At 70.4% G+C, this 19430-nt stretch carries 22 protein-coding genes; 11 read left to right on the top strand and 11 right to left on the bottom strand.

From position 1 onward, the window contains the following. Positions 1–209: 209 nt before the first annotated feature. The 3 genes from FJ108_11275 to FJ108_11285 are packed head-to-tail and all read left to right on the top strand — an operon-like array spanning position 210 to position 1627. Positions 210–821: an HPF/RaiA family ribosome-associated protein gene (locus FJ108_11275; protein ID MBM4336475.1), complete on the top strand. Its 612-nt coding sequence runs from the start codon at positions 210–212 to the stop codon at positions 819–821. 10 nt (positions 822–831) lie between these two features. Further along, entirely contained in the window at positions 832–1251 is a 420-nt protein-coding gene (locus FJ108_11280; protein MBM4336476.1) for a hypothetical protein, read from the top strand. Beyond that, positions 1238–1627, top strand: a complete 390-nt coding sequence (locus tag FJ108_11285) for a hypothetical protein (GenBank protein MBM4336477.1) — start codon at positions 1238–1240, stop codon at positions 1625–1627. The genes FJ108_11280 and FJ108_11285 overlap by 14 nt, the downstream gene beginning before the upstream one ends. A gap of 4 nt (positions 1628–1631) precedes the next feature. Here FJ108_11285 and FJ108_11290 read toward each other — a convergent pair whose 3' ends face one another. Then, on the bottom strand, positions 1632–2108 hold the full coding sequence (locus FJ108_11290; protein ID MBM4336478.1) for a CBS domain-containing protein: 477 nt from the start codon (positions 2106–2108) through the stop codon (positions 1632–1634). Between FJ108_11290 and FJ108_11295 the strand changes: the two genes are divergently transcribed. Genes FJ108_11295 through FJ108_11305 form a run of 3 tightly spaced genes read left to right on the top strand, consistent with a single transcriptional unit; the run spans position 2050 to position 5746 of the window. Continuing rightward, positions 2050–3852 (top strand): hypothetical protein, encoded by a 1803-nt coding sequence (locus tag FJ108_11295; protein ID MBM4336479.1) that lies wholly within the window; start codon positions 2050–2052, stop codon positions 3850–3852. The genes FJ108_11290 and FJ108_11295 overlap by 59 nt on opposite strands. Beyond that, a complete protein-coding gene (locus FJ108_11300; GenBank protein ID MBM4336480.1) occupies positions 3849–5306 on the top strand; it encodes an RtcB family protein in 1458 nt (485 codons plus the stop codon). The genes FJ108_11295 and FJ108_11300 overlap by 4 nt, the downstream gene beginning before the upstream one ends. Further along, entirely contained in the window at positions 5303–5746 is a 444-nt protein-coding gene (locus FJ108_11305; GenBank protein MBM4336481.1) for an archease, read from the top strand. The genes FJ108_11300 and FJ108_11305 overlap by 4 nt, the downstream gene beginning before the upstream one ends. Positions 5747–5750: 4 nt before the next feature. Here FJ108_11305 and FJ108_11310 read toward each other — a convergent pair whose 3' ends face one another. After that, a complete protein-coding gene (locus FJ108_11310; GenBank protein ID MBM4336482.1) occupies positions 5751–6281 on the bottom strand; it encodes an ATPase in 531 nt (176 codons plus the stop codon). Between the two features lie 19 nt (positions 6282–6300). Beyond that, a complete protein-coding gene (gene groL / locus FJ108_11315; GenBank protein MBM4336483.1) occupies positions 6301–7923 on the bottom strand; it encodes a chaperonin GroEL in 1623 nt (540 codons plus the stop codon). A gap of 172 nt (positions 7924–8095) precedes the next feature. Between groL and FJ108_11320 the strand changes: the two genes are divergently transcribed. Beyond that, entirely contained in the window at positions 8096–8377 is a 282-nt protein-coding gene (locus tag FJ108_11320) for a hypothetical protein (protein ID MBM4336484.1), read from the top strand. A 9-nt stretch (positions 8378–8386) separates the two neighbouring features. Here FJ108_11320 and FJ108_11325 read toward each other — a convergent pair whose 3' ends face one another. The 8 genes from FJ108_11325 to FJ108_11360 form a co-directional block, all read right to left on the bottom strand. Further along, the gene (locus tag FJ108_11325; protein ID MBM4336485.1) at positions 8387–9205 is read right to left on the bottom strand and encodes a hypothetical protein; all 819 of its coding nucleotides are present in this window, start codon (positions 9203–9205) and stop codon (positions 8387–8389) included. A gap of 59 nt (positions 9206–9264) precedes the next feature. After that, the gene (locus tag FJ108_11330) at positions 9265–9483 is read right to left on the bottom strand and encodes a hypothetical protein (protein MBM4336486.1); all 219 of its coding nucleotides are present in this window, start codon (positions 9481–9483) and stop codon (positions 9265–9267) included. 44 nt (positions 9484–9527) lie between these two features. After that, the gene (locus FJ108_11335; protein MBM4336487.1) at positions 9528–10319 is read right to left on the bottom strand and encodes a CBS domain-containing protein; all 792 of its coding nucleotides are present in this window, start codon (positions 10317–10319) and stop codon (positions 9528–9530) included. Positions 10320–10459: 140 nt separating this feature from the next. Next, positions 10460–10669 carry a hypothetical protein gene (locus FJ108_11340; protein ID MBM4336488.1) on the bottom strand — a complete coding sequence of 70 codons (210 nt, stop codon included), beginning with the start codon at positions 10667–10669 and terminating at the stop codon, positions 10460–10462. Positions 10670–10712: 43 nt separating this feature from the next. Then, the gene (locus FJ108_11345; GenBank protein ID MBM4336489.1) at positions 10713–11012 is read right to left on the bottom strand and encodes a hypothetical protein; all 300 of its coding nucleotides are present in this window, start codon (positions 11010–11012) and stop codon (positions 10713–10715) included. After that, the gene (locus FJ108_11350; GenBank protein ID MBM4336490.1) at positions 11009–11908 is read right to left on the bottom strand and encodes a long-chain fatty aldehyde decarbonylase; all 900 of its coding nucleotides are present in this window, start codon (positions 11906–11908) and stop codon (positions 11009–11011) included. The genes FJ108_11345 and FJ108_11350 overlap by 4 nt, the downstream gene beginning before the upstream one ends. A 933-nt stretch (positions 11909–12841) precedes the next feature. Beyond that, positions 12842–13363 (bottom strand): universal stress protein, encoded by a 522-nt coding sequence (locus FJ108_11355; GenBank protein MBM4336491.1) that lies wholly within the window; start codon positions 13361–13363, stop codon positions 12842–12844. Next, positions 13171–13728 carry a universal stress protein gene (locus FJ108_11360; protein ID MBM4336492.1) on the bottom strand — a complete coding sequence of 186 codons (558 nt, stop codon included), beginning with the start codon at positions 13726–13728 and terminating at the stop codon, positions 13171–13173. The genes FJ108_11355 and FJ108_11360 overlap by 193 nt, the downstream gene beginning before the upstream one ends. 153 nt (positions 13729–13881) lie before the next feature. Here FJ108_11360 and FJ108_11365 point away from each other — a divergent pair, with 153 nt between their 5' ends. From FJ108_11365 to FJ108_11380, 4 genes are all read left to right on the top strand, one after another. Continuing rightward, a complete protein-coding gene (locus FJ108_11365) occupies positions 13882–15420 on the top strand; it encodes a hypothetical protein (GenBank protein ID MBM4336493.1) in 1539 nt (512 codons plus the stop codon). Further along, positions 15417–17996, top strand: a complete 2580-nt coding sequence (locus FJ108_11370) for a formate dehydrogenase subunit alpha (GenBank protein ID MBM4336494.1) — start codon at positions 15417–15419, stop codon at positions 17994–17996. The genes FJ108_11365 and FJ108_11370 overlap by 4 nt, the downstream gene beginning before the upstream one ends. 26 nt (positions 17997–18022) lie before the next feature. Beyond that, positions 18023–18436, top strand: a complete 414-nt coding sequence (locus FJ108_11375) for a cytochrome c (protein ID MBM4336495.1) — start codon at positions 18023–18025, stop codon at positions 18434–18436. A 192-nt stretch (positions 18437–18628) separates the two neighbouring features. Continuing rightward, entirely contained in the window at positions 18629–19429 is an 801-nt protein-coding gene (locus tag FJ108_11380; protein MBM4336496.1) for a formate/nitrite transporter family protein, read from the top strand. Position 19430 lies beyond the last annotated feature (1 nt).

The raw sequence follows: 19430 nt of genomic DNA on the forward strand, positions 1-19430 counted from the left end.
GCTCGCGCAGCAGCAGCACCCCGCCGTCGCTGCTCGCGTGCTCCGCGTCGAACCGGCCCACCACGGGCCGTCGTCCCAGCGGCGAAAACTCAAGCTGCGTCGCGCTACACTCTGTCTGCACAGGTCGGCCCTTTCTGTTGGCCCGTTTTGTCTTGCAACTCAACGGTTAACAGAAGTCAGCCGGCCTGTGCTCGTTTGAGTGGTGAGAAATCCAGGCTAGTTGCAAAACCCCCGATGACGACCATCAAGCTGTGTCGCGGGAGCCCACGGTGCCGGACATCGAGATCCACTGGGATCATCTGGAAGAGGTTTCGGAAGCACAGAAGGCTGAAGCTGAGGCGCGGCTCCGCGCTCTCGCGACACAGCACGACGACCTGCTCTCGCTGCGCGTGAGCGGCCGCTACTCCGCGCATCACCGGCGCGGAGACCGCGAGGTGCGGATCGTGGGCAAGGCGAAGGGGAGGGATCTCTTCGTCTCGCGTTCGCGTCCGGAGCTCAGCCGCGCGCTGCACGACGCGGTCGACGCCTTCGAGCACGAGGCGCGAAACCTGCGCTCGCGACGTGTCGCACGTCCGCCGCAGCGGCGTGACTCTCCGCCTCACCTGGGTCTGGTCGACCGGGTGCTGGTCGGCGAGGGCTACGGCTTCATCGTCACCGACGACGGACGGTCGGTCTACTTCCATCGCAACGCGGTCTCCGGCGGGCTCGCGTTCGAGCGGCTCGAGGAAGGGCAGCGGATCCGCCTGAATCTCGAGCCCGGCGAAGAGGGACTGCAGGCGACGGTCGTGCTGCCGGCGCCGCCCGACACGCCGTCTCCCTGACTCGAGCCGCATGGTCCGGCCGGCTCTCTCGCTCCTGCTCGCCGCCGTCGCGCTGCTCCCGGCCTGCATCGTGGGCCGCTACAGCGAGGGCGAGACGATCGCGGACGAGCAGATCCCGCGGATCGTGCCGGGCGAGACGACCAAGCGCGAGATCTTGGACTGGTTCGGCTCGCCGGAGCGGTTCAGCGAGTCCGCGTTCGTCGAGAAGTACCTGACGGATCAGGAGCTGGTGCCGGGTCCCGTTCTCGACCTGCCGTTCGCCGACGTGCTCGTGTACCGCTTCACCGAGGGTCGGCTGCGCGGGATCGTGATGATCCTGTTCAACCACATCCGGCTCGACGTCGCCAGCGACACGCTGATCGTCTACTTCGACGATCAGGACCGCGTGCTCTACTACGGCTGGCGCAAGGGCACCGATGTCCTGCGCTAGCACGCTCGGCGTGCTGCTCGCGCTCGCGCTCTCGACCGCGTGCACGATCGAGCGCGCCTACATGGGCAACGAGTTCGAGGGCCCGCCGGACGGGCGCATCGTCGTCGGACAGACGACCAAGCGCGAGATCCTCGAGCTGCTCGGACCCCCCGATCGCATCCAGCGCCAGTACGACGGCGACGTCTTCGTGTACGCCTACGTGCGCAGGAACGCGACCAGCATCACCATCGAAGAGCCCCTGTTCACGAACCTGACCATCTTCTCGTACCAGAAGTCGCAGGAGAAGAGCGACCGGATGGTCGTGCTCTTCGACCGCGCCGGCCTCGTCCTCGGCCTGGGCTTTCGCCGCGGCACCGAGCAGCTGGAGCGGTTCTAGCCGCTCAGTCCTTCCAGTTTTCGACGAGCTCGAGCAGATCGAAGGCGGAGATCACGCCCACGAGCTGCGTGTCGTGCGAGACGAAGACGCGGTGGATGCGGTGCTCGCGCAGCGCGCGCGCGACCAGCGGGATCGGCGTCTCCGGCGCGACGGTCAGGACCTCGACCGTCATCACGTCCTCGGCGCGGATCTCGCGGAGCCGATCCTGGAAGTCCTCGGGGCCGGAGGCCCAGTCTGGAGAGGAGTAGGGCAGCAGATCGCGAAAGTAGTCCTGCGCGACGCGGCCCGAGTCGTGCTCCTCTTCGACCGCGCGAATCAGGTCGGTCGAGGTGATCACGCCGAGCAGCGTCCCGTCGTCGTCGACGACCGGAGCGCCGCTGATCTCCTCTTCCGTGAACAGCCGGTGGACGTCGAGCAGCGGCGTGGAAGGCCCCACGCTCACGATGCCGGTCTGCATCACGTCTTGCGCCTTCGGGATCATGCTACGGTCCTCCTCGAGATTGGGCTTGCAGGGGGCGTGCCGCCAACGGCACGGAGCTTGCGGGTTCGGGGACGGGATGTCAGCCGACGACGATCGCGTTGAGCCGCTCGAGCCGGGGCTCGTCGCGGGTCTTTCGACTCGCGAGGCCTATCCCGAGGACGCGAGCGCGGCGCTCGGCGTGCAGCAGATCCAGACGCACCTCTCGCACGTGTTCCTCAGCGCCGATCGCGTCTACAAGCTGCACAAGGCGGTGCGCTTCGGCTTCGTCGACTTCTCGACCCGCGCGAAGCGCAACGCGGACTCGCTGCGCGAGCTGCGCCTGAACCGCCGCCTGGCGCGGAGCGTGTACCTCGGTGTCGCAGCCATCGAGCGAGCCGATGGGACGCTCCGCCTCGGGCCGCTTCGAGAGGACCTGGCCCCGGCGCCCGTGGGGGGTGCGATCGCGGAGCACTGCGTGGTCATGCGGCGCTTGCCGGAGGGGCGGGACGCGCTCTCGATGCTGGAGCGCGGCGCGCTCAACGAGGCGCACGTCGACGCGATCGCCGCACGGATCGCCGAGTTCCACGCCGCGAACGGGCTCGGCGCGCCGGCTCCGTTCTCGCGCGAGGCCTGGCTCGAGAGAGTCGCGGCACCGGTGCGCGAGTCCTTTGGCGAGGTCGGGCGCGACGGCGTCTTCGCCACGCGAGCGCGCGCCGCGGGGGCGATCGCCGAGTCGGTTCTCGCCCGCGACGCGCAGCGCTTCGAACGCCGGCGCCTCGCGGGACGCGTCGTCGACGGGCATGGCGATCTGCACCTGGCGCACGTCTGGTTCGAGCGCGACGACGAGGCGCCGCTCGCGATCGACTGCCTCGAGTTCCGCGACGACTACCGCCAGATCGACGCGGCCTCGGAGGTCGCGTTCCTCGCCATGGACCTCGAGTACCGCGGGCGTCGCGACCTGGCCGAGCGATTCCTGCGCCGCTACGCCGAGGCGAGCGACGATTGCGATTTGTACGGGGTGGTCGATTTCTTCACGGCGTACCGCGCGGCCGTGCGCGCGAAGGTCGCCTGCCTCGCCGCGCGCGACGCGGCAGTTCCCTCCGCGCAGCGCGCGCACGCCGAGTACAGCGCCGAGCGTCACCTCGCGCTCGCCGAGGGCGCGCTCGCGGAGCCGCGGCCGGGAAGCGTGGTCGCGATGGCGGGGATCGTCGGGAGCGGGAAGAGCAGCGTCGCGCAGGCGCTGGCCGACGCGACCGGCGGGGTGGTGATCGCCTCCGACCGGGTCCGCAAGCGCCAGGCCGGGATCGAACCGACCGCGCGCGGTCACACCGAGATCTACACCGAAGCGCGTACCCGCGCGACCTACGTCGGGCTGCTCGAGCGCGCCGTGCCGGTCGTCCGCTCGGGGCGACTGGCGATCCTCGACGCGACCTACGCCCGGGCGAGCCTCCGCCACGAGCTTCGCGCCTGGGCCTCGAGTCACGGGGTCGCGAGCTTTCTGATCGAGGCGACCTGTGCGGAGCCGCTCGCGCGCGCCCGGCTCGAGAAGCGAAGCCGCGCCGGAAGCGATGTGTCGGACGCTGGCCCCGAGCTGTACCCGTCGAGCGCGGCGGGCTACGAGCCGCCCGATGAATGGCCGGCCGCGCTTCGCGCGCGGGTTCGCACCGACGAAGACGGCTGGCGCGCGGCGGTTTCGGACGTGGCGAAGCGCTTCGGGCTCGGCCAGCCGGTCGCGCGAATCGCGGGCGGAGCGGATTCGCGATGAGCGCGCCGGCCGAGCTCACCCGCGTCGGGCCGGCGGAGTTCCAGCTTGCCAAGGGCTACCGCGAGGGAATGCGCGTGCCGGTGCGGATCTTCGCGACCGAGAAGCTGGTCCGCGCGATGGACGACCAGGTCTTCGTGCAGGCCGCGAACGTCGCGACCCTGCCGGGCATCGTCGGCTCGAGCCTGTGCATGCCCGACGCGCACTGGGGCTACGGCTTTCCGATCGGCGGCGTCGCGGCGATCGATGCCGAGCACGGAGTGATCTCGCCGGGCGGGATCGGCTTCGACATCAACTGCGGAATGCGGCTGGTGCGCTCGGACCTGGTCTGGGCCGAGGTCGAGCCCGAGATCGTGCGGCTGGTGAACGCGCTCGCCGCGCGCGTTCCCGCGGGGGTGGGCTCGAGCGGCTTCGTCTCGCTCACGCGCGCCGAGTTCGGCGACGTGCTCCGCGAGGGCGCGGGCTGGGCTCTGCGGAAGGGCTTCGGCAGCGAAGAGGACCTCGCCTGCACCGAGGCGCGCGGCTGCTTTTCCGGCGCCGATCCGGAGGCGGTCTCGGCGAAGGCGATCGCGCGCGGTCTCGATCAGCTCGGAACCCTGGGCTCGGGAAACCACTACCTGGAGATCCAGCTGCTGCGCAGCGAGGGCGTGTTCGACCGCGATCTCGCGAGCGCCTTCGGGCTTTCCGAGCCCGGGCAGGTGGTGCTGATGTTCCACTGCGGAAGCCGCGGCTTCGGCCACCAGGTGGCGACGGACTACCTCGACCGCTTCCTGCGCGCGATGCCAGCGAAGTACGGCCTCGAGGTGATCGACCCGGAGCTGGCCTGCGCGCCGTTCGGCTCCGAGGACGGCCGCGCCTACTACGCAGCCATGTGTTGCGCGGCGAACATGGCGTTCGCGAACCGGCAGGTGATCCTCCACCGCATCCGCGAGGTCCTCGCCGAGGTCTTCGGGCGCGCGCCCGATGCGCTCGGGCTGCGCACCGTCTACGACGTCGCGCACAACACCGCGAAGCTCGAGACGCACGACGTCGGCGGCCGGCCACGCCGGCTGCTCGTGCACCGCAAGGGCGCCACCCGCGCCTTTCCTCCCGGGCACCCGGAGCTGCCGGCTTCCTATCGCCGCACCGGTCAGCCCGTGATCATCGGCGGCAGCATGGAGACCGGCTCGTACCTGCTCGCCGGCGTCGCGTCGGGGAGCGCGAGCTTCTACAGCACCGCGCACGGCAGCGGCCGCACGATGAGCCGCACCCGCGCGCGCAAGCTCGTGCGCGGCGGCACGCTGCAGCGCGCGATGCGCGAGCGCGGCATCGTCGTGCGCGCGGCATCGATCGAAGGACTCGCCGAGGAGGCGGGGCTCGCCTACAAGAGCGTCGACGAGGTGGCCGAGGCGACCGAGCTCGCCGGGCTCTCGCGGCGTGTGGCGCGGCTCGTGCCGGTCGGGAACGTGAAGGGATGACCGGCGACGAGACGTTCCGCTTCGTCGACGACGTGACCAGCGATCTCACCTTCGAGGCGCGCGGCGCGACGCTCGCTGGCGTGTTCGAGGCGGCGTCGGAGGCGCTTCTCGCCGCGGCGGTGGAGCGGCCGGAGGCCGTTCGCGAAGTCGTCGAGCGGCGCGTCGAGCTAGTCGACACGCGTCTGGACTGGCTGCTGCGCCGCTTCCTCTCGGAGCTGGTCTACCTGCTGGACGCGGAGCACCTGGTCTTGCGCGCGCGAAGCGTCGAGGTGCGCGGCGAGGCGCCCGAGCTCCGGCTCGACGCGGTCCTGGTCGGAGAGACGTTCGACCGCGAACGGCACGTCGCGGCCAACGACGTCAAGGCGGTGACCGCGTACGGCCTCTCGGTCGCTCGCGACGAGCGCGGCGAGTGGCGCGCGCGCGTCACGCTGGACGTTTGAGCCGCTAGCGCTCCCAGCTCACGCGCAGCAGGTCTCCCTCCTGGGCCCAGGGCGCGTGCAGCGTGCCGCGGTAGGACTTGAACAACGCGACGCCGATCGCGTGCGCGAGGTGCACGTCGGTGGTCGTCACGACGATCGCGTCGCCCGCGTCGCGAATCTCCATCAGCCGGTTCAGCGGACGCACGGCCTTCTCCTTCGCCTCCAGGTTGCGCACGACGCCGAGCAGCTCCTCGCGGTGCGACCGCGCGAACTCGCCGCGCAGCGTGAGCTCGCCCGCGGGGTACTTGTCGCGGATGCGCTGATCCGCGGGGCAGACCTCGCGGCGCGTGCCGGTGGGTTTGGCCACGGCGGCCCAGCGCCAGCGCCCGCCTCGGAAGATCGCCTTGCAGTCCGGACACACGGTCACGTCGGGAAGTTTGGTCGCGACCTTCTTCACCTTCTTGCGATAGGTGTCGCCCTGCGCTTCACGGCGCGCGGGCTGCGGGCGTCCGCCGCGTTTTCCGGCCAGCTCTTTCTTCGGCTGCTTGCTCTTCAAGTCGCTTGCTCCTGTTCCACTAGGTCATGTCGGGCATGCCCGGTCCGCGCTCGGCCGGCTTCTCCTCGATCTCGGTCAAGGTGCCTTCGGCGAGCAGGAGCACACCGGCCACGGAGACCGCGTTCTCGAGCGCCGAGCGCACCACTTTCGTCGGGTCGATGATACCCGCCTCGATCAGATCCACGTAATCGCCGCGCGCGGCGTTGAATCCCAGCGCGCCGCTTCCCGCGCGCATCCGGTCCACGACCACGCCCGCATCGAGGCCGGAGTTGACCGCGATCTGGCGCGTCGGAGCCTCCAGCGCCCTGCGCAGGATGCGCGCTCCGGTGGCCTCGTCTCCGCTGCACTTCGCCTCGAGCCCGGCGACCGCGTCGATCGCGCGAAGCAGCGCGAGTCCGGCCCCGGGCACCACCCCCTCCGCTACGGCGGCCTTCGTCGCGCTGATGGCATCGTCGAAAGCCTCCTTGCGGCTCTTCATCTCGGCTTCGGAGGGCGCGCCGACGCGGATCAGCGCCACGCCGCCGGCGAGCTTGGCGAGCCGCTCCTCGAGCTTCTCGCGGTCGTAGTCCGAGGTGGTGGCCTCGATCTGCCGGCGCAGCTCTTCGCAGCGGCCGGCGATCGCCTTCGGGTCGCCGCCCCCGCCGATGATCGTGGTGTCGTCCTTGTCGATCACGATTCGCTTGGCGTGGCCGAGCTCGGTGAGCTCGAGGTTCTCGAGCTTCATGCCGAGCTCCTCGGCGACGAGCGTGCCCCCGGTCAGGATCGCCATGTCCTGGAGCATCGCTCTGCGCCGGTCGCCGAAGCCGGGCGCCTTGACCGCGCAGGTCTGCAGCGTGCCGCGAAGCTTGTTCACGACGAGCGTCGCGAGCGCTTCGCCCTCGACCTCCTCCGCGACGATCAGGAACGAGCGGCCCGCCTTCACGATCTGCTCGAGGAGCGGCAGCAGATCCTTCATCGACGCGATCCGCTTCTCGTGCAGGATCACGTACGGATCCTCGAGCACCGCCTCCATCTTCTCGGCGTCGGTGATGAAGTACGGCGAGAGGAATCCCCGGTCGAACTGCATGCCCTCGACCACCTCGAGCGCGGTCTCGGTGCCCTTGGCCTCCTCGACCGAGACGATGCCCTCGGAGCCGACCTTCTCGACCGCTTCGGCGACGAGCTCGCCGATCGAGGTGTCGCCGTGCGCCGAGATGGTCGCGACCTGCGCCTTCTCGCGCCGGCTCGTGACCGGCTTGGAGATCGATCGCAGCGACTCGACGGCGGTCTTCACCGCCTGGTCCAGCCCTCGCTTCAGATCGATCGCGCTCGCCCCCGCCACCACGTTGCGGACGCCCTCGGCGAAGATCGCGTGCGCGAGGATCGTCGATGTCGTGGTGCCGTCTCCGACGGCCTCGCCGGTCCGGACCGCGGCCTCGCGCAGCATCTGGGCGCCGAGGTTCTGCTCCGGGTCGGGCAGGGCGATGCGCCGGGCGATCGTGACTCCGTCGTCGCAGACGATCGGCGTGCCGAATTTCTTCTCGATCAGGATCGACTTCGATTTCGGGCCCAGCGTGACGCGGACCGCGTCGGCCAGGGCCGTGACCCCGGCGAGTATTTTCTCTCTGGCCTGGTCCCGGAAGAGCAGTTTGGTGTGAGCCATGCGCCAACGCGGAGCAATCGGCGTGCCCGGGGCAGCCACGCTCCTTGCGGCCGATTGACTCGCTCGTGAGCCGTGCGTACACATTCGCGAGTACGAGTGCGCAGGGCGCGGGTGCGAGACTGGCTCGCGGCTTGCACCTGCATCGAGCCGACCAGCTCCACAGGAGGACCGAATGAAGATCCAACGAGGAATCGTGGTGTCACTTGCCGCGCTTGCACTGAGTGTCTCCGCATGCGCGACGAGCGGAGACATCGAGCGTCTCGACGCGAAGATCGACGCCCTGTCCAAGAGCACGGACAGCCGGATCACCGCCGCCGAGCAGCGCGCTGCTGCGGCCGAAGCTGCGGCGAAGGCGGCTGCGGCGCAGGCCCAGGCCGCGGCCGCCTCCGCCGACGCATCCGCGCGGAAGACCGAGGCGATCTTCAACAAGTCGATGACGAAGAGCGGTCGCTGACCGCTTCGGTCACTCTGCGGGCTTGAGTCTTCCGATCCGGACTGGTGCGCCGCGTGCTTCCTGGATCACGCGGCGCACCAGGTCGTGATCGATCGAGCTGCCGTCGACCACGCCCAGCGCGTCGAGCACGATCAGCTCGACCAGGGTGGCCTGTGGCGCATCGGGGGCGAGGTCGTACTCGTCGCGATGCGCCTCGAGATAGAGTTCGCCGTCGCGCGTCCCGAGCTTCACCGGCTGGTACACCAGCCGGATTCGCGTGCCGAGATTCGTGCGATCGAAGAGCGCGCGCATGTCGTCGTTGTACAGGCGGATGCAGCCGTGGGTCGCGATCCGTCCGATCGACCAGACGTTGTTCGTGCCGTGGATCCCGTAGCTGCTCGAGCCGATCGTCAGCCAGCGGTCGCCGAGCGGGTTCTCGGGACCCGGAGGCACCACGGCGGGAAGCGCCGGATTCTCGGCGCGGATCGACTCCGGCACGTTCCAGTGCGGATTCATGCGCTTGCCACCGACGCGGAACTCGCCCACCGGGGACGGGTCCTCGGCGTCGCCGATCGCGATCGCGAGCACGATCGGCCGCAAAGGATCGACGCTGAAGTCGTACAGGCGCATCTCGGGAAGGTTGATCAGCAGCCCCTCACGCGGCGCGTTGGGCAGGATGTACTCGGTCGGGAGCGAGACGCGCGTTCCGGCGGGCGGCACCCAGATGTCGACCTCGGGGTTCAGGTTCACGACCTGGCGGAAGCCGAGTCCGTCTCGCTCCGCGATGTCGAGAAGCGTGTCTCCGCGCTCCACCACGACGACGCGCGGCGCACCGAGCACGGGCTGCAAGCTCGCCGCCGCCTGATCTCGCGCCGCGCCGACGAGCAGCGGCAGGAGCGAGACGGCGATCAGCGCTCGGGATCGTCGGGGATGCGGATTCCCGAGAGCGAGGGCGCGCTCGTCCAGCGGTCCTCGTCCGAGTCGTAGCTTCCGCCGCGTCGCTCGGCGCAGGCGAAGCAGAGCACGGAGTCCTCGCCGAAGGCGAAGCCCCGCTCCGCGGCGCGAGAGATCTGCGCTCCGCAGTCCGCGCAGGCGACCTGATCTTCCAGTTCCTCTCGGTGCGTCATGCGCTCGCTCCTCGTGTTCGCATTTCGTCTGCCCGGCCGCCATTCTACGCAGCGCTGCGCGCGCAGCGAACGCAGACCGCGGTGCCCGGCAGCGCGCGAAGTCGAGCGACCGGAATCTCCTTGCCGCACGACTCGCAGTGGCCGAGCCGACCCTGCTTCGCACGGAAGAGCGCGTGGTCGAGCGCTTCGAGCCTTCGCGCGGAGAGCGCGGCGAGCGGCTCGTCGATCAGGCGTTCGACCGAGTGCGCCGCGCGCTCGGCTTCGTCCATCGGCACCTCGCGCATCTCGCGCGTGGCCTCGAGCTCGATCTGCTGCACGCGCCCGAGCTGCCGGAGGATCCGCGTCCGCTCCGCGCGCAGCTCGGTGACCAGGGTCTCGAGCTCCTGCACGCGCGAATCCGGTCGCCGCGCGGAGCCCGCTTCGGTGCCGCCCGCGAGCGAGCGCAGCACGTCCGTCTCGGAGAGGATTCCCACCAAGCGTCCCGCGTCGACGACGGGCAGGCAGCCGATGCGGAAGCGCGCGAGCGTGCCCGCAGCCTCGGCGACGCTCGTCTTCGGCGTCGTGGTGAGCGGGCCGTGGGTCATCACCTCGGCGACGCTCAGGTCCCGCGCGCCTTCGCGCTCGTCGACGCTCGGAGGCCGGCGCAGGCTGACCGAGAACGGAAACGCGGCGCGCAGGTCGTCCACCGAGAGGACGCCGATCAGGCTCCCGCGCCGGTCTACGACGGGCAGATGGCGGATTCCGGAATCGATCATGAGATCCAACGCCGCGAGCGCGGCGGCGTCCGGCTCGATCGTCGTCGGCCCCGGGGTCATCAGCTCGGCGACGCTTGGCATTCTGCTCCTCCTCGATCGTCGTGACGTCGTGTCGAGCAAGCGCCGTACCGGGCCGCTCGCAGCGGGGGGAACGGGTCGACGGAAGGAAGAGACGATTTAGCACGATCCGGGACGCGAGTGCACACGCGCACCGGGTCCGGCTAGTCCCGGGTCGCGACCTCGGAGCTCGCGCTGGGGCGATCCTGCATGCGCGTACTGCCCGCGCCGCGCTCCTTCGAGTTCGCGGATCCGGTGAGCTCCGCGATGCGCGCGAGCACGCGCTGCAGGTCCTCGTCGTACAGGTAGAAGCCGTTCCAGGATGCGCAGTAGCCCTTGCCGAGCCGCCGGATCAGAGGTGATTTCGTCGTCATCCCCTCGCGCATCGGCGAGGCGCCACGGCGACTGTCGCTCGAATCAGTAGACGACGTGCGCCTCGAGGTGGCCCGAATCGGTGCGGACCACGACCAGCCGCGACATGCAGGGCATGCAGTAGACACGGTCGCCTTCGCGCAGCTCTCGCGTCGAGCGGATCACCACCTTGCAGACCGGACAGATCACCTCGTTGGGGGCGAGCGTGTCGCCCGGGCCCGTCTGTCGCCGGTAGAAGCGCCGGTACTTCTTCGGCACCTCGTTGAAGCCGGTATCCTCGAGGATGAAGCGCTGTCTGGGCTTTCCGGACTCGTTCTCGGCTTCTCGGAGTACGGTGTCGTTCACGACGTGAACCCCAGTCGCTCGACGGTCTCGAGATAGTTCCGTCCCAGCTCCGGGCGCTCCTCGCGCGGGACGTCGAGCTCCGCCAGCATCTCCTCGAAGGTCTCGAGCACGAGCGGGTCGAGCTCTCTCTTGATCTGCTGCAGCCGCGCGCGAACGTGCGGTGTCGCCGAGAGTCGCCGTCCCAGATCGTTCTCGCCGAAGCCCATGTGGCGTCGCTCGTCCTTGATGATGCCCTCGAGCAGCTCGCGCGTGATCGGGTCCGCGTTGCGCGCGTGGGTCTGGAAGGCGGCGAACTCCATCGCCTCGAGGATCACGTTCTGCGCGAAGATCCCGGCCTCCCAGTCCTTGCCCGCGACCAGCTCGAGCAGCCGGCGCCGGAACGCCTGCAGCGAGCGGGTGGCGCGGCGCTGGATCTCGGCCTCCGGGTCCTTCACGCCCAGCTCGGCGAGCCGATGGATCAACACTTCGAGGTGTCGTGCCTCGTCGACGACCTGCGTGGCCAGGAAGATCTTCGCCTGCCGGTTCGGCGCGAAGCCGATCAGGCCGCTCGCGCCGTCGAGCGCGGCGGTCTCGCCGATGCAGTAGTTGCAGAGCACGGTGATCAGACGCTCGCGCCGGTCGGGAGGGAGCTCCGACTCGGGCGTGCCCGGCCGATGCCCGTATTCGGCATCGGCCAGGTAGCCCTGGATGGAGTGGAACCAGAATTCGAACGAGTGGACCTCGTCGAGAAACTCGTCCGGCGCGAGCGTGTGGACCTCTCGACTCACGGAGCCGCCGGCGTCTGGTACTCGAGTCCGAGCCGGTCGAGTCGGATCTTGAACTCCCTGAGGACCGTGCTGGCCAGGAGCTGCTCCATCTCGGCGGGCGCGAGGTCGGCGAGGTTCGCACCCTGCCACTCCATCTTGCCGGGCGCCGCCCCGGTGAGCTCCCGCTGGCGATCGCCGATGCGCTGCTCCTCCTCGAACGCCTTCGTGTTGCGTCGGAACGCGTCCGCGAAAGTGGCGAGGATGTGGTAGCTCATGTCCTTCTGCATCTTCTCGATCGCCGGCTTCTTGTGCGGCTCCTCCTTGAGCAGCGAGCCGATGCGGTTCTCGCCGAAGCCGACGTGGCGCCGCTCGTCGGCGATGGTGCCCGCGAGCGTGTGCGCGAACTTCGGGTTCATCTCCTTGTTCACCGCGTGCTGCATCTCGAAGACGCTGAACGCGAGACCCTCGAGCACGATGTTCTGACCCACCACGCCCGCGACGAAGTCCTTCTTGTCGACCTTCTCGAGCAGCACGCCCGCGAACGCGACCAGGTGCGGAGAGGCCATCGCCTTGATCACGTCCTCGAGCTCGGTCTTCTTCACGCCCAGGTCGAAGAGCCGCTGCGTGAAGATCTCGACGTGGCGCGCCTCGTCGATCGTCTGCGTGGCGAGGAAGCGCTTGCTGGCCTCGTCCGGCGCGGCGTTGATCAGGCCCGAGGAAGCGGCCAGCGCAGCGCGCTCACCGACGACCAGCTGCACGGTGCCGCGGATCGCGTCCTCGCGCAGGATCGGATTCTCGAGGATCGAAGCCGGCTCGGACTCGGAGCTTGCGTGACCGAACGTGGTTCCCTCCAGGTATCCCTGGGGGCAGGACTCGAGCCAGTTCTGGATCGAATAGGCGGACAGAAAATCGGACATCGGGGAGCCTCCTGCGCCATTGGCGCTGACATCTTTGTCAGTCCCTGTGCAACCTACGTGCCCCTGGCGCAGGGGCGCTGATTCGAATGTTACAGGACATCCGTGCGCACAAATGTCCCGGATCGATGGTGACATTTTGGCGCTTTCGTTGTCCTGCGCCCCGCCGTCAGCCCTCGAATTCCTCTTCCGCGTCGGCCTCGGGCCAGACCACGAGCACTGCAGGCAGGCCCGCTCGCGCCACCCGGTCGGTGACCCGGCCGGGCCATCCGTCGCGATTGCGCTCGGCCCCCATCACGACCAGATCCGCGCCGATCTGCAGCGCCACCGCGGGGATCAGGTCGGAGGCGTCGCCGCGCCGGGCGTCGATCCGCACCGGCACGGTCGCGTCCAGCTCGGCGACCAGGCGCTCCAGCTTCTCCGGTGCCTTCTCCGGCTCGAGGTCGACGTGGTGGGCGTTGGAGGCGTAGCCCGCGCGAGGGAGCACGTGCAGCACGGTCAGCTCCGAGCGTTCGGCGTGCGCGATCCGCAGCGCGAGCTCCAGCCACGGCGTGGCGCGGTCCGGGTACTCCTGCGCGACCAGGATCGTCTTGAACTCGCCGGCTGGCTTCGCCTCCGGACCAGGAGCAGGGGGCAGCCGGGCCGGCGCAGCACGCGATCCGCGACGCTGCCCAGCACGAAGCGGCGCAATCCGCGCAGACCCACGGCGCCGAGCGCAACCAGGTCGACGTCGAGCCGCTCGCGAAGCGCCAGGATCTCTGCGGCGGGCGGACCCTCGACGACGTGGGGCCTCACGGCCTGCGGAGCCAGCTCCGCGGCGAGCGAGGCGAGCTCGGCCTCGATGTGGGCGCGCGCCCGCGCCGGGTCGGGCGTTCGCAAGAGCAGCGCGTCGAGCGGCTCGTAGCCGGTCACCAGCTCGGGCCCGCGCCGGATCGCGTGTGCGAGCTCGAGCTCGGCGTGCGTGCGCCGCGCCAGGCCCGCGGCGGCGCGTGCAGCCGCGCGTGAGGTTTCCGAGAAGTCCGTTCCGACGAGAACTCGCCGCGGAGGCCAAGTCATGCGCGGAGCCCGTGCAACGCCCGTACCGCGCGGGGCAGGCGCGTCGCGGTCCGGGAGCGGGTCGCGAGGTCACGCGGATCCGTGCCTGGGGCGATAGGCTACAGGCTGCGCGGATTCGTGCGATCCGCTGCGCAAACGAGGGGGGACTGCAACTTGCACCGCGACGGCGAGGTGGAGGCCGGGGGAAGACGAGCGATCGGGGAGGGCCCCGCGCGGGAGCGCGCGCTCGATTCGTTCTTCTCCGAGCGCCGCGCTCGCGCGGGCGCCATGCGGATCTGCCGCGGCACTTCGTGTCGCGTGACGCCCGGTCGCGCCGCGGCCGCCGCGGTCGACCCCTCCGTCGCGATCCACTGCGCGGGCTACTGCGATCGCTCGCCCGTGCTTCTGCACGCGGACGGATCGGTCTGGTCGCACGGAGGAGTCGCGCCGCTCGATCCCCTGCCGGAGATCCGCTCGCTCTCGCGGCGACCGATCGTGACCGAGCGGATCGCGGTCGGCGATCACGGCGAGCTCGCGCGCGCCCGAGCCGCTGGCGTCTGGGAGATGCTCGAACGGGCGGTGCGAAGCGAGCCGGCGTCTCTGCTGCGAGCGCTCGAGGCGTCGGGAGAGCGAGGTCGCGGCGGCGCGGGCTTTCCGACCGGCGCGAAGTGGCGCCACGCGGCCGGCTCGCCGGGCGCGGAGAAATACGCGATCGCGAACGGAGACGAGGGCGATCCCGGGGCGTTCATCGATCGGGTCCTGCTCGAGAGCGATCCGCACGCGGTGCTCGAGGGGCTGGCGCTGTGCGGGTACGCGATCGGCGCGCGACACGGAATCGTGTACGTCCGGTCGGAGTACCCGCGCGCGGCCGAGCGCGTCCGTCGCGCGATCGCCGAGGCGCGCGGCGCCGGGCTGCTCGGACCGTCGGTGGCGGGTAGCGACTTCGCCTTCGAGGTTCGCGTCGTACTCGGCGAGGGCAGCTACGTGTGTGGCGAAGAGACCGCGCTGATCGCGGCGCTGGAGGGGCGGCGCGGCGAAGTGCGCGTCCGTCCGCCGTATCCGACCGCGCAGGGCCTGTTCGGCATGCCGACGGTGGTGAACAACGTCGAGACGCTGGCCAACGTGCCCTGGATCGTCCGACACGGGCCGGCAGCCTACCGCGAGCTCGGCACGCAGGCGTCGAGCGGCACCAAGGCGATCTGCCTGAACGCCGGTTTCGCGCGGCCGGGAGTCGTCGAGATCGAGTTCGGGCTGCCGCTTCGCGAGCTGATCGAGCAGGTGGCGGGCGGCGCGCGCGCGGGTGGACGGCTCGCCGCGGTGGCGGTCGGCGGGCCGATGGGTTCGGTCCTGCTTCCGGACGAGTGGGACGTGCCGGTCGCCTACGAGAGCTTCCGCGCTCGAGGCATCGAGCTCGGCCACGGCGGGGTGGTCGCGCTTCCGGAGGGAACCGATTTCCGCGCCCTCGCAATCGACTGGCTCGAGTTCATGGCGGACGAGTCGTGCGGAAAGTGCGTGCCGTGCCGCGTCGGCTCGCGCCGCGCGCACGAGCTCGCCGGCCAGGATGCGGACGCGGCCGATGCGGAGCTTCTGGCCTTGCTCGAGGTGGTCTCGGCGTCGAGCCTTTGCGCGTTCGGGCAGAGCATTCCTGCGCCGGTGCGGACGATCCTGACCCGACTGGATCGCGGCGCCGCGACGGGCGCGAGGCGGCCATGAGCGCGGCCCGGGCGCGAATCGACGGCCGCGAGCTCGAGCTCGTCCCGGGCGAGACGCTTCTCGACGCGGCCGCGCGGCTCGGGATCGAGATCCCGACCGTCTGCCACCTTCCGGGTCGGCCGCCCGACGGCGGCTGCCGCGTGTGTCTGGTCGAGGTCGCGGGCGCCAGTCGGCCGCTCGCCGCCTGCCATACACCGGTTCGTGACGGAATGGACGTGCGCACCGCGACGCCCGCGCTCGAGCGCCTGCGCGCCAGCGTTCGCGCGCTCGCGGACGCAGGACGGCCGAGCGGCCCGAGCGAGCTCGGCCACCCGTACCTCCGCTTCGACCCATCGCTCTGCATCACCTGCCGCCGCTGTCTGCACGTCTGCGAGGACGTGCAGGGCCAGTTCGTCTACGAAGTCGAGGGGCGCGGCAGCCGCACGCGTCTGATCTTCGGCCACGACGACCGCTACGCGACGAGTCCGTGCACGTCCTGCGGCGCGTGCGTCGAGGTCTGCCCGACCGGCGCGCTCTGGGACCGCGACCTCGAGCGGCCGGCTCCGCGCGGCGAGCTTCGCACCACGCGCTCGACCTGCGGCTACTGCGGCGTGGGCTGCCAGGTCGAGATCGAGGCGGACGCGACCGGCGTGCGCCGGATCCACGGCGCGGCGCTCGCTTCCGTGAACCGCGGGCACCTGTGCGCGAAGGGCCGCTACGCGCACGGCTGGCGCGAGAGCCCGGAGCGGCTCACGCAGCCGCTCGTGCGCAGGGACGGGCGGCTGGTGCCGATCGGCTGGGACGAGGCGATCGATTTCGCCGCGCGCCGGCTCGACGAGATCCACGCCGCGCACGGCGCCGATTCGATCGCGGCGCTGACCTCTTCGCGCTCGACCAACGAGGCGGCCTATCTGCTGCAGAAGCTGTTCCGCAGCCGGTTCCGCAGCAACAACGTCGACTGCTGCGCGCGCGTCTGTCACGCGTCCACCGCGCAGGCGCTGCGCCAGGCGACCGGCACCGGCGCCGCGAGCGCCTGCTACGACGACATCGAGCAGGCGCGGCTGATCGTCCTGGTCGGCGCGAACCCCACCGAGGCGCATCCCGTGATCGGCGCCCGTCTGCTGCAGGCGGTGCGGCGCGGCGCGCGCCTGGTCGTGATCGACCCACGCCGCACGGAGCTCGCGTCGATCGCCGACGTCTTCGTGCAGCTTCGTCCGGGCACGAACGTGCCGCTGCTGAACGCGCTCGCGAAGCTTCTGATCGAGAGCGGACGGATCGACCGCGGCTACCTGGCCGCGCGCACGGAGGGATTCGCGGAGCTCGCGGCGCACGTCTCGCGCGGCGACGTCGCCGACGCTGCGACGATCTGCGCGGTTCCCGAGCCGGTGATCCGCGCCGCGGCGCGCGAGATCGCGCAAGCGCGAACCGCGCTCTTCGTCTCGGGCCTGGGCACCTCCGAGCTCACGCAGGGAACCGGCTCGGTGCTCGCGCTCGCCAACCTCGCGCTTCTGACCGGCAGCGTCGGCCGGCCGGGCGCGGGACTGCTGCCACTGCGCGGCCAGAACAACGTGCAGGGCAACGCCGACATGGGCGGCATGCCCGACCTCTTCACAGGCTATCAGCCGCTGGACGATCCGGCTGTCCGCGCGCGCCTGCAACGGCTCTGGGGCGCGCTTCCGCCGACGACGCCGGGAAAGACGGTGCCCGAGATGCTCGCGGCCGCGCACGAAGGCGCGCTTCGCGGCCTCTGGATCCAGGGCGAGGACATCGCGCAGAGCGATCCGAACCAGCACCACGTCGAGGCGGCGCTCTCGCGGCTCGAGTTCCTCGTGATCCAGGAGATCTTCCCGTCGGAGACGCAGGCGTTCGCGCACCTGGTTCTCCCCGCCGCGGGCGTCTTCGAGCAGGACGGGACCTTCACCAACGCCGAGCGGCGCATCCAGCTCGTGCGCGCCGTCGCATCTCCGCCAGGCTCGGCGCGGCCCGACTGGCGCGTCATCATCGATGTGGCGAACGCGCTCGGCTGCGGCTGGTCGTACCCGACACCGGCCGATGTCATGGACGAGATCGCGCGCGCTGCGCCACGCCTCTGGGGCGGCGTGTCCCATTCCCGTCTCGAGCCGGACGGGCTGCAGTGGCCGTGTCCGGAGCCGGGCCATCCCGGCTCGAAGCGACTGCACGTGGACGGCTTCGCCCGCGGACGCGCCTCGCTCACCCCGGTCGACTACGCGGTCAGCCCCGAGGACCGGGTCGAAGGCTTTCCATATCTGCTGAACACCGGGCGCGTCCTGCAGCAGTACAACGTCGGGACGATGACACGGCGGACGCCGAACGCGGAGCTCGCGCCGGCGGACGAGCTCGAGATCCACCCCGACGACGCCGCGCGGGAAAAAATCGCTGACGGCGATCCGGTCGGGATCGAGAGTCGCTGGGGCCGGCTTCGCGCGCGCGCGCGCGTCTCGACGCGGGTTCGTCCGGGCATGCTCTTCCTCTCGTTCCACTACCCGGAGACGCACACGAACCGCGTCACCGGCCCGTGGCACGATCCGGTTTCACACTGTCCCGAATACAAGGTAACCTCGGTCCGATTCGTCTGAACTCTACAACCTCGGAGGGTGACATCGTGAGAGCAGGTGCGAGCTTGATCGTCGGGGCAGCGGTACTCGGGCTGGCGCTGGGCGCACTTGCGCAGGAGTCACCCACCGCGCAGCGCGGTCAGAACCTCTACGAGCAGTTCTGCATGGACTGCCACGGCTTGAAGGCGCGCGGCGACGGCGTGCTCGCGGAGGACCTGAAGGTCGCGCCCGCGGACCTGACGACGATCGCGCTGCGGCGCAACGGCGTGTTCCCGGACCCGGAGATCCGCGAGATCATCGACGGTCGGCGCCGCGTGCGCGCGCACGGTCCGCTGAACATGCCGCTCTGGGGCAAGGAGTTCGGCATGAGCGCCGCGTCCGCGGGCGGCCCGATGGAGCAGGGGACCCGAGACCGGATCGATGCGGTCGTCGTGTACCTGAAGTCGATCCAGAAGAAGTGAGGTCCGAGTGAACCTTGCTCATCTCGTTCGACGCGCCGCTGAAGGGGCGCCCAAGACCGAGAGCTGGCGACCGAAGCCGACGAGAAGAGGCTCTCGGTCGCGGACGTGACGTCGTACGAGCCCGTCTTCGCGGTCGCCGATACGATCCGCAAAGAGATCTGAGCGGCGCCCGCGGCGGATCGGGAGACAAGCTTGGCCGATGCCCATTCCCCGCGCGAGATCGCGCGGAAGGTCGAGATCCTGGGGGTCGCGAAGACGCAGAGCCCCACGCTCTCGCTGCTGCTGCTGGCCGTCCTGGCCGGCGCCTTCGTCTCGCTCGGCGCGCTCTTCTTCACCGTCGTCGTGACCGGGAGCGGCCTGGGCTTCGGCATCACCCGCCTGATCGGCGGCACGAGCTTCAGCCTCGGGCTGATCCTGGTGGTGGTGGCCGGTGCCGAGCTCTTCACGGGAAACAACCTCCTCGCGATGGCCTGGGCGAGCGGACGGATCCGCGCGCGCGAGCTGGTCCGCAGCTGGCTGCTCGTCTACGCGGGAAACGTGATCGGCTGTCTCGGAACGGTCCTGCTCGTGCTCTGGGCGGACGTCGCGAGCCTGGGCGGCGGCGCAGTCGGGGAGACCGCCCTCGAGATCGCTCGAGCCAAGGCGGGTCTCTCGATCGGGGCCGCCTTCGCACGCGGAATTCTCTGCAATGCGCTGGTGTGTCTTGCGGTGTGGCTCGCGATGGGCGGGCGCAGCGTCGCGGATCGGATCCTCGCGATCCTCTTCCCGATCACCGCCTTCGTCGCGATGGGATTCGAGCACTCGATCGCCAACTGGTTCTTCCTGCCCTTCGCCCTCGCGCTCGACGGCCAAGGGTCCGTGTCGTGGATCGGTGTCGGTCGGAATCTAGCGGCCGTGAGCGTGGGGAACGTGGTCGGCGGAACTCTGCTCGTCGCGGGCGTTTACTGGGTCGCCTACCTGTGGAGCGGGGCGGCTCCGAGCGAGCGCAGCTGAG

The sequence above is a fragment of the Deltaproteobacteria bacterium genome (assembly GCA_016875225.1).
GTDB lineage: Bacteria > Myxococcota_A > UBA9160 > SZUA-336 > SZUA-336 > VGRW01.

Coding starts and splice junctions, on each gene's coding strand:
- FJ108_11340 (MBM4336488.1), bottom strand. CDS start 10,669: ATGACGACGAAATCACCTCTGATCCGGCGGCTCGGCAAGGGCTACTGC.
- FJ108_11305 (MBM4336481.1), top strand. CDS start 5,303: ATGACCGGCGACGAGACGTTCCGCTTCGTCGACGACGTGACCAGCGAT.
- FJ108_11300 (MBM4336480.1), top strand. CDS start 3,849: ATGAGCGCGCCGGCCGAGCTCACCCGCGTCGGGCCGGCGGAGTTCCAG.
- FJ108_11335 (MBM4336487.1), bottom strand. CDS start 10,319: ATGCCAAGCGTCGCCGAGCTGATGACCCCGGGGCCGACGACGATCGAG.
- FJ108_11285 (MBM4336477.1), top strand. CDS start 1,238: ATGTCCTGCGCTAGCACGCTCGGCGTGCTGCTCGCGCTCGCGCTCTCG.
- FJ108_11360 (MBM4336492.1), bottom strand. CDS start 13,728: ATGACTTGGCCTCCGCGGCGAGTTCTCGTCGGAACGGACTTCTCGGAA.
- FJ108_11330 (MBM4336486.1), bottom strand. CDS start 9,483: ATGACGCACCGAGAGGAACTGGAAGATCAGGTCGCCTGCGCGGACTGC.
- FJ108_11320 (MBM4336484.1), top strand. CDS start 8,096: ATGAAGATCCAACGAGGAATCGTGGTGTCACTTGCCGCGCTTGCACTG.
- FJ108_11290 (MBM4336478.1), bottom strand. CDS start 2,108: ATGATCCCGAAGGCGCAAGACGTGATGCAGACCGGCATCGTGAGCGTG.
- FJ108_11370 (MBM4336494.1), top strand. CDS start 15,417: ATGAGCGCGGCCCGGGCGCGAATCGACGGCCGCGAGCTCGAGCTCGTC.
- FJ108_11280 (MBM4336476.1), top strand. CDS start 832: ATGGTCCGGCCGGCTCTCTCGCTCCTGCTCGCCGCCGTCGCGCTGCTC.
- groL (MBM4336483.1), bottom strand. CDS start 7,923: ATGGCTCACACCAAACTGCTCTTCCGGGACCAGGCCAGAGAGAAAATA.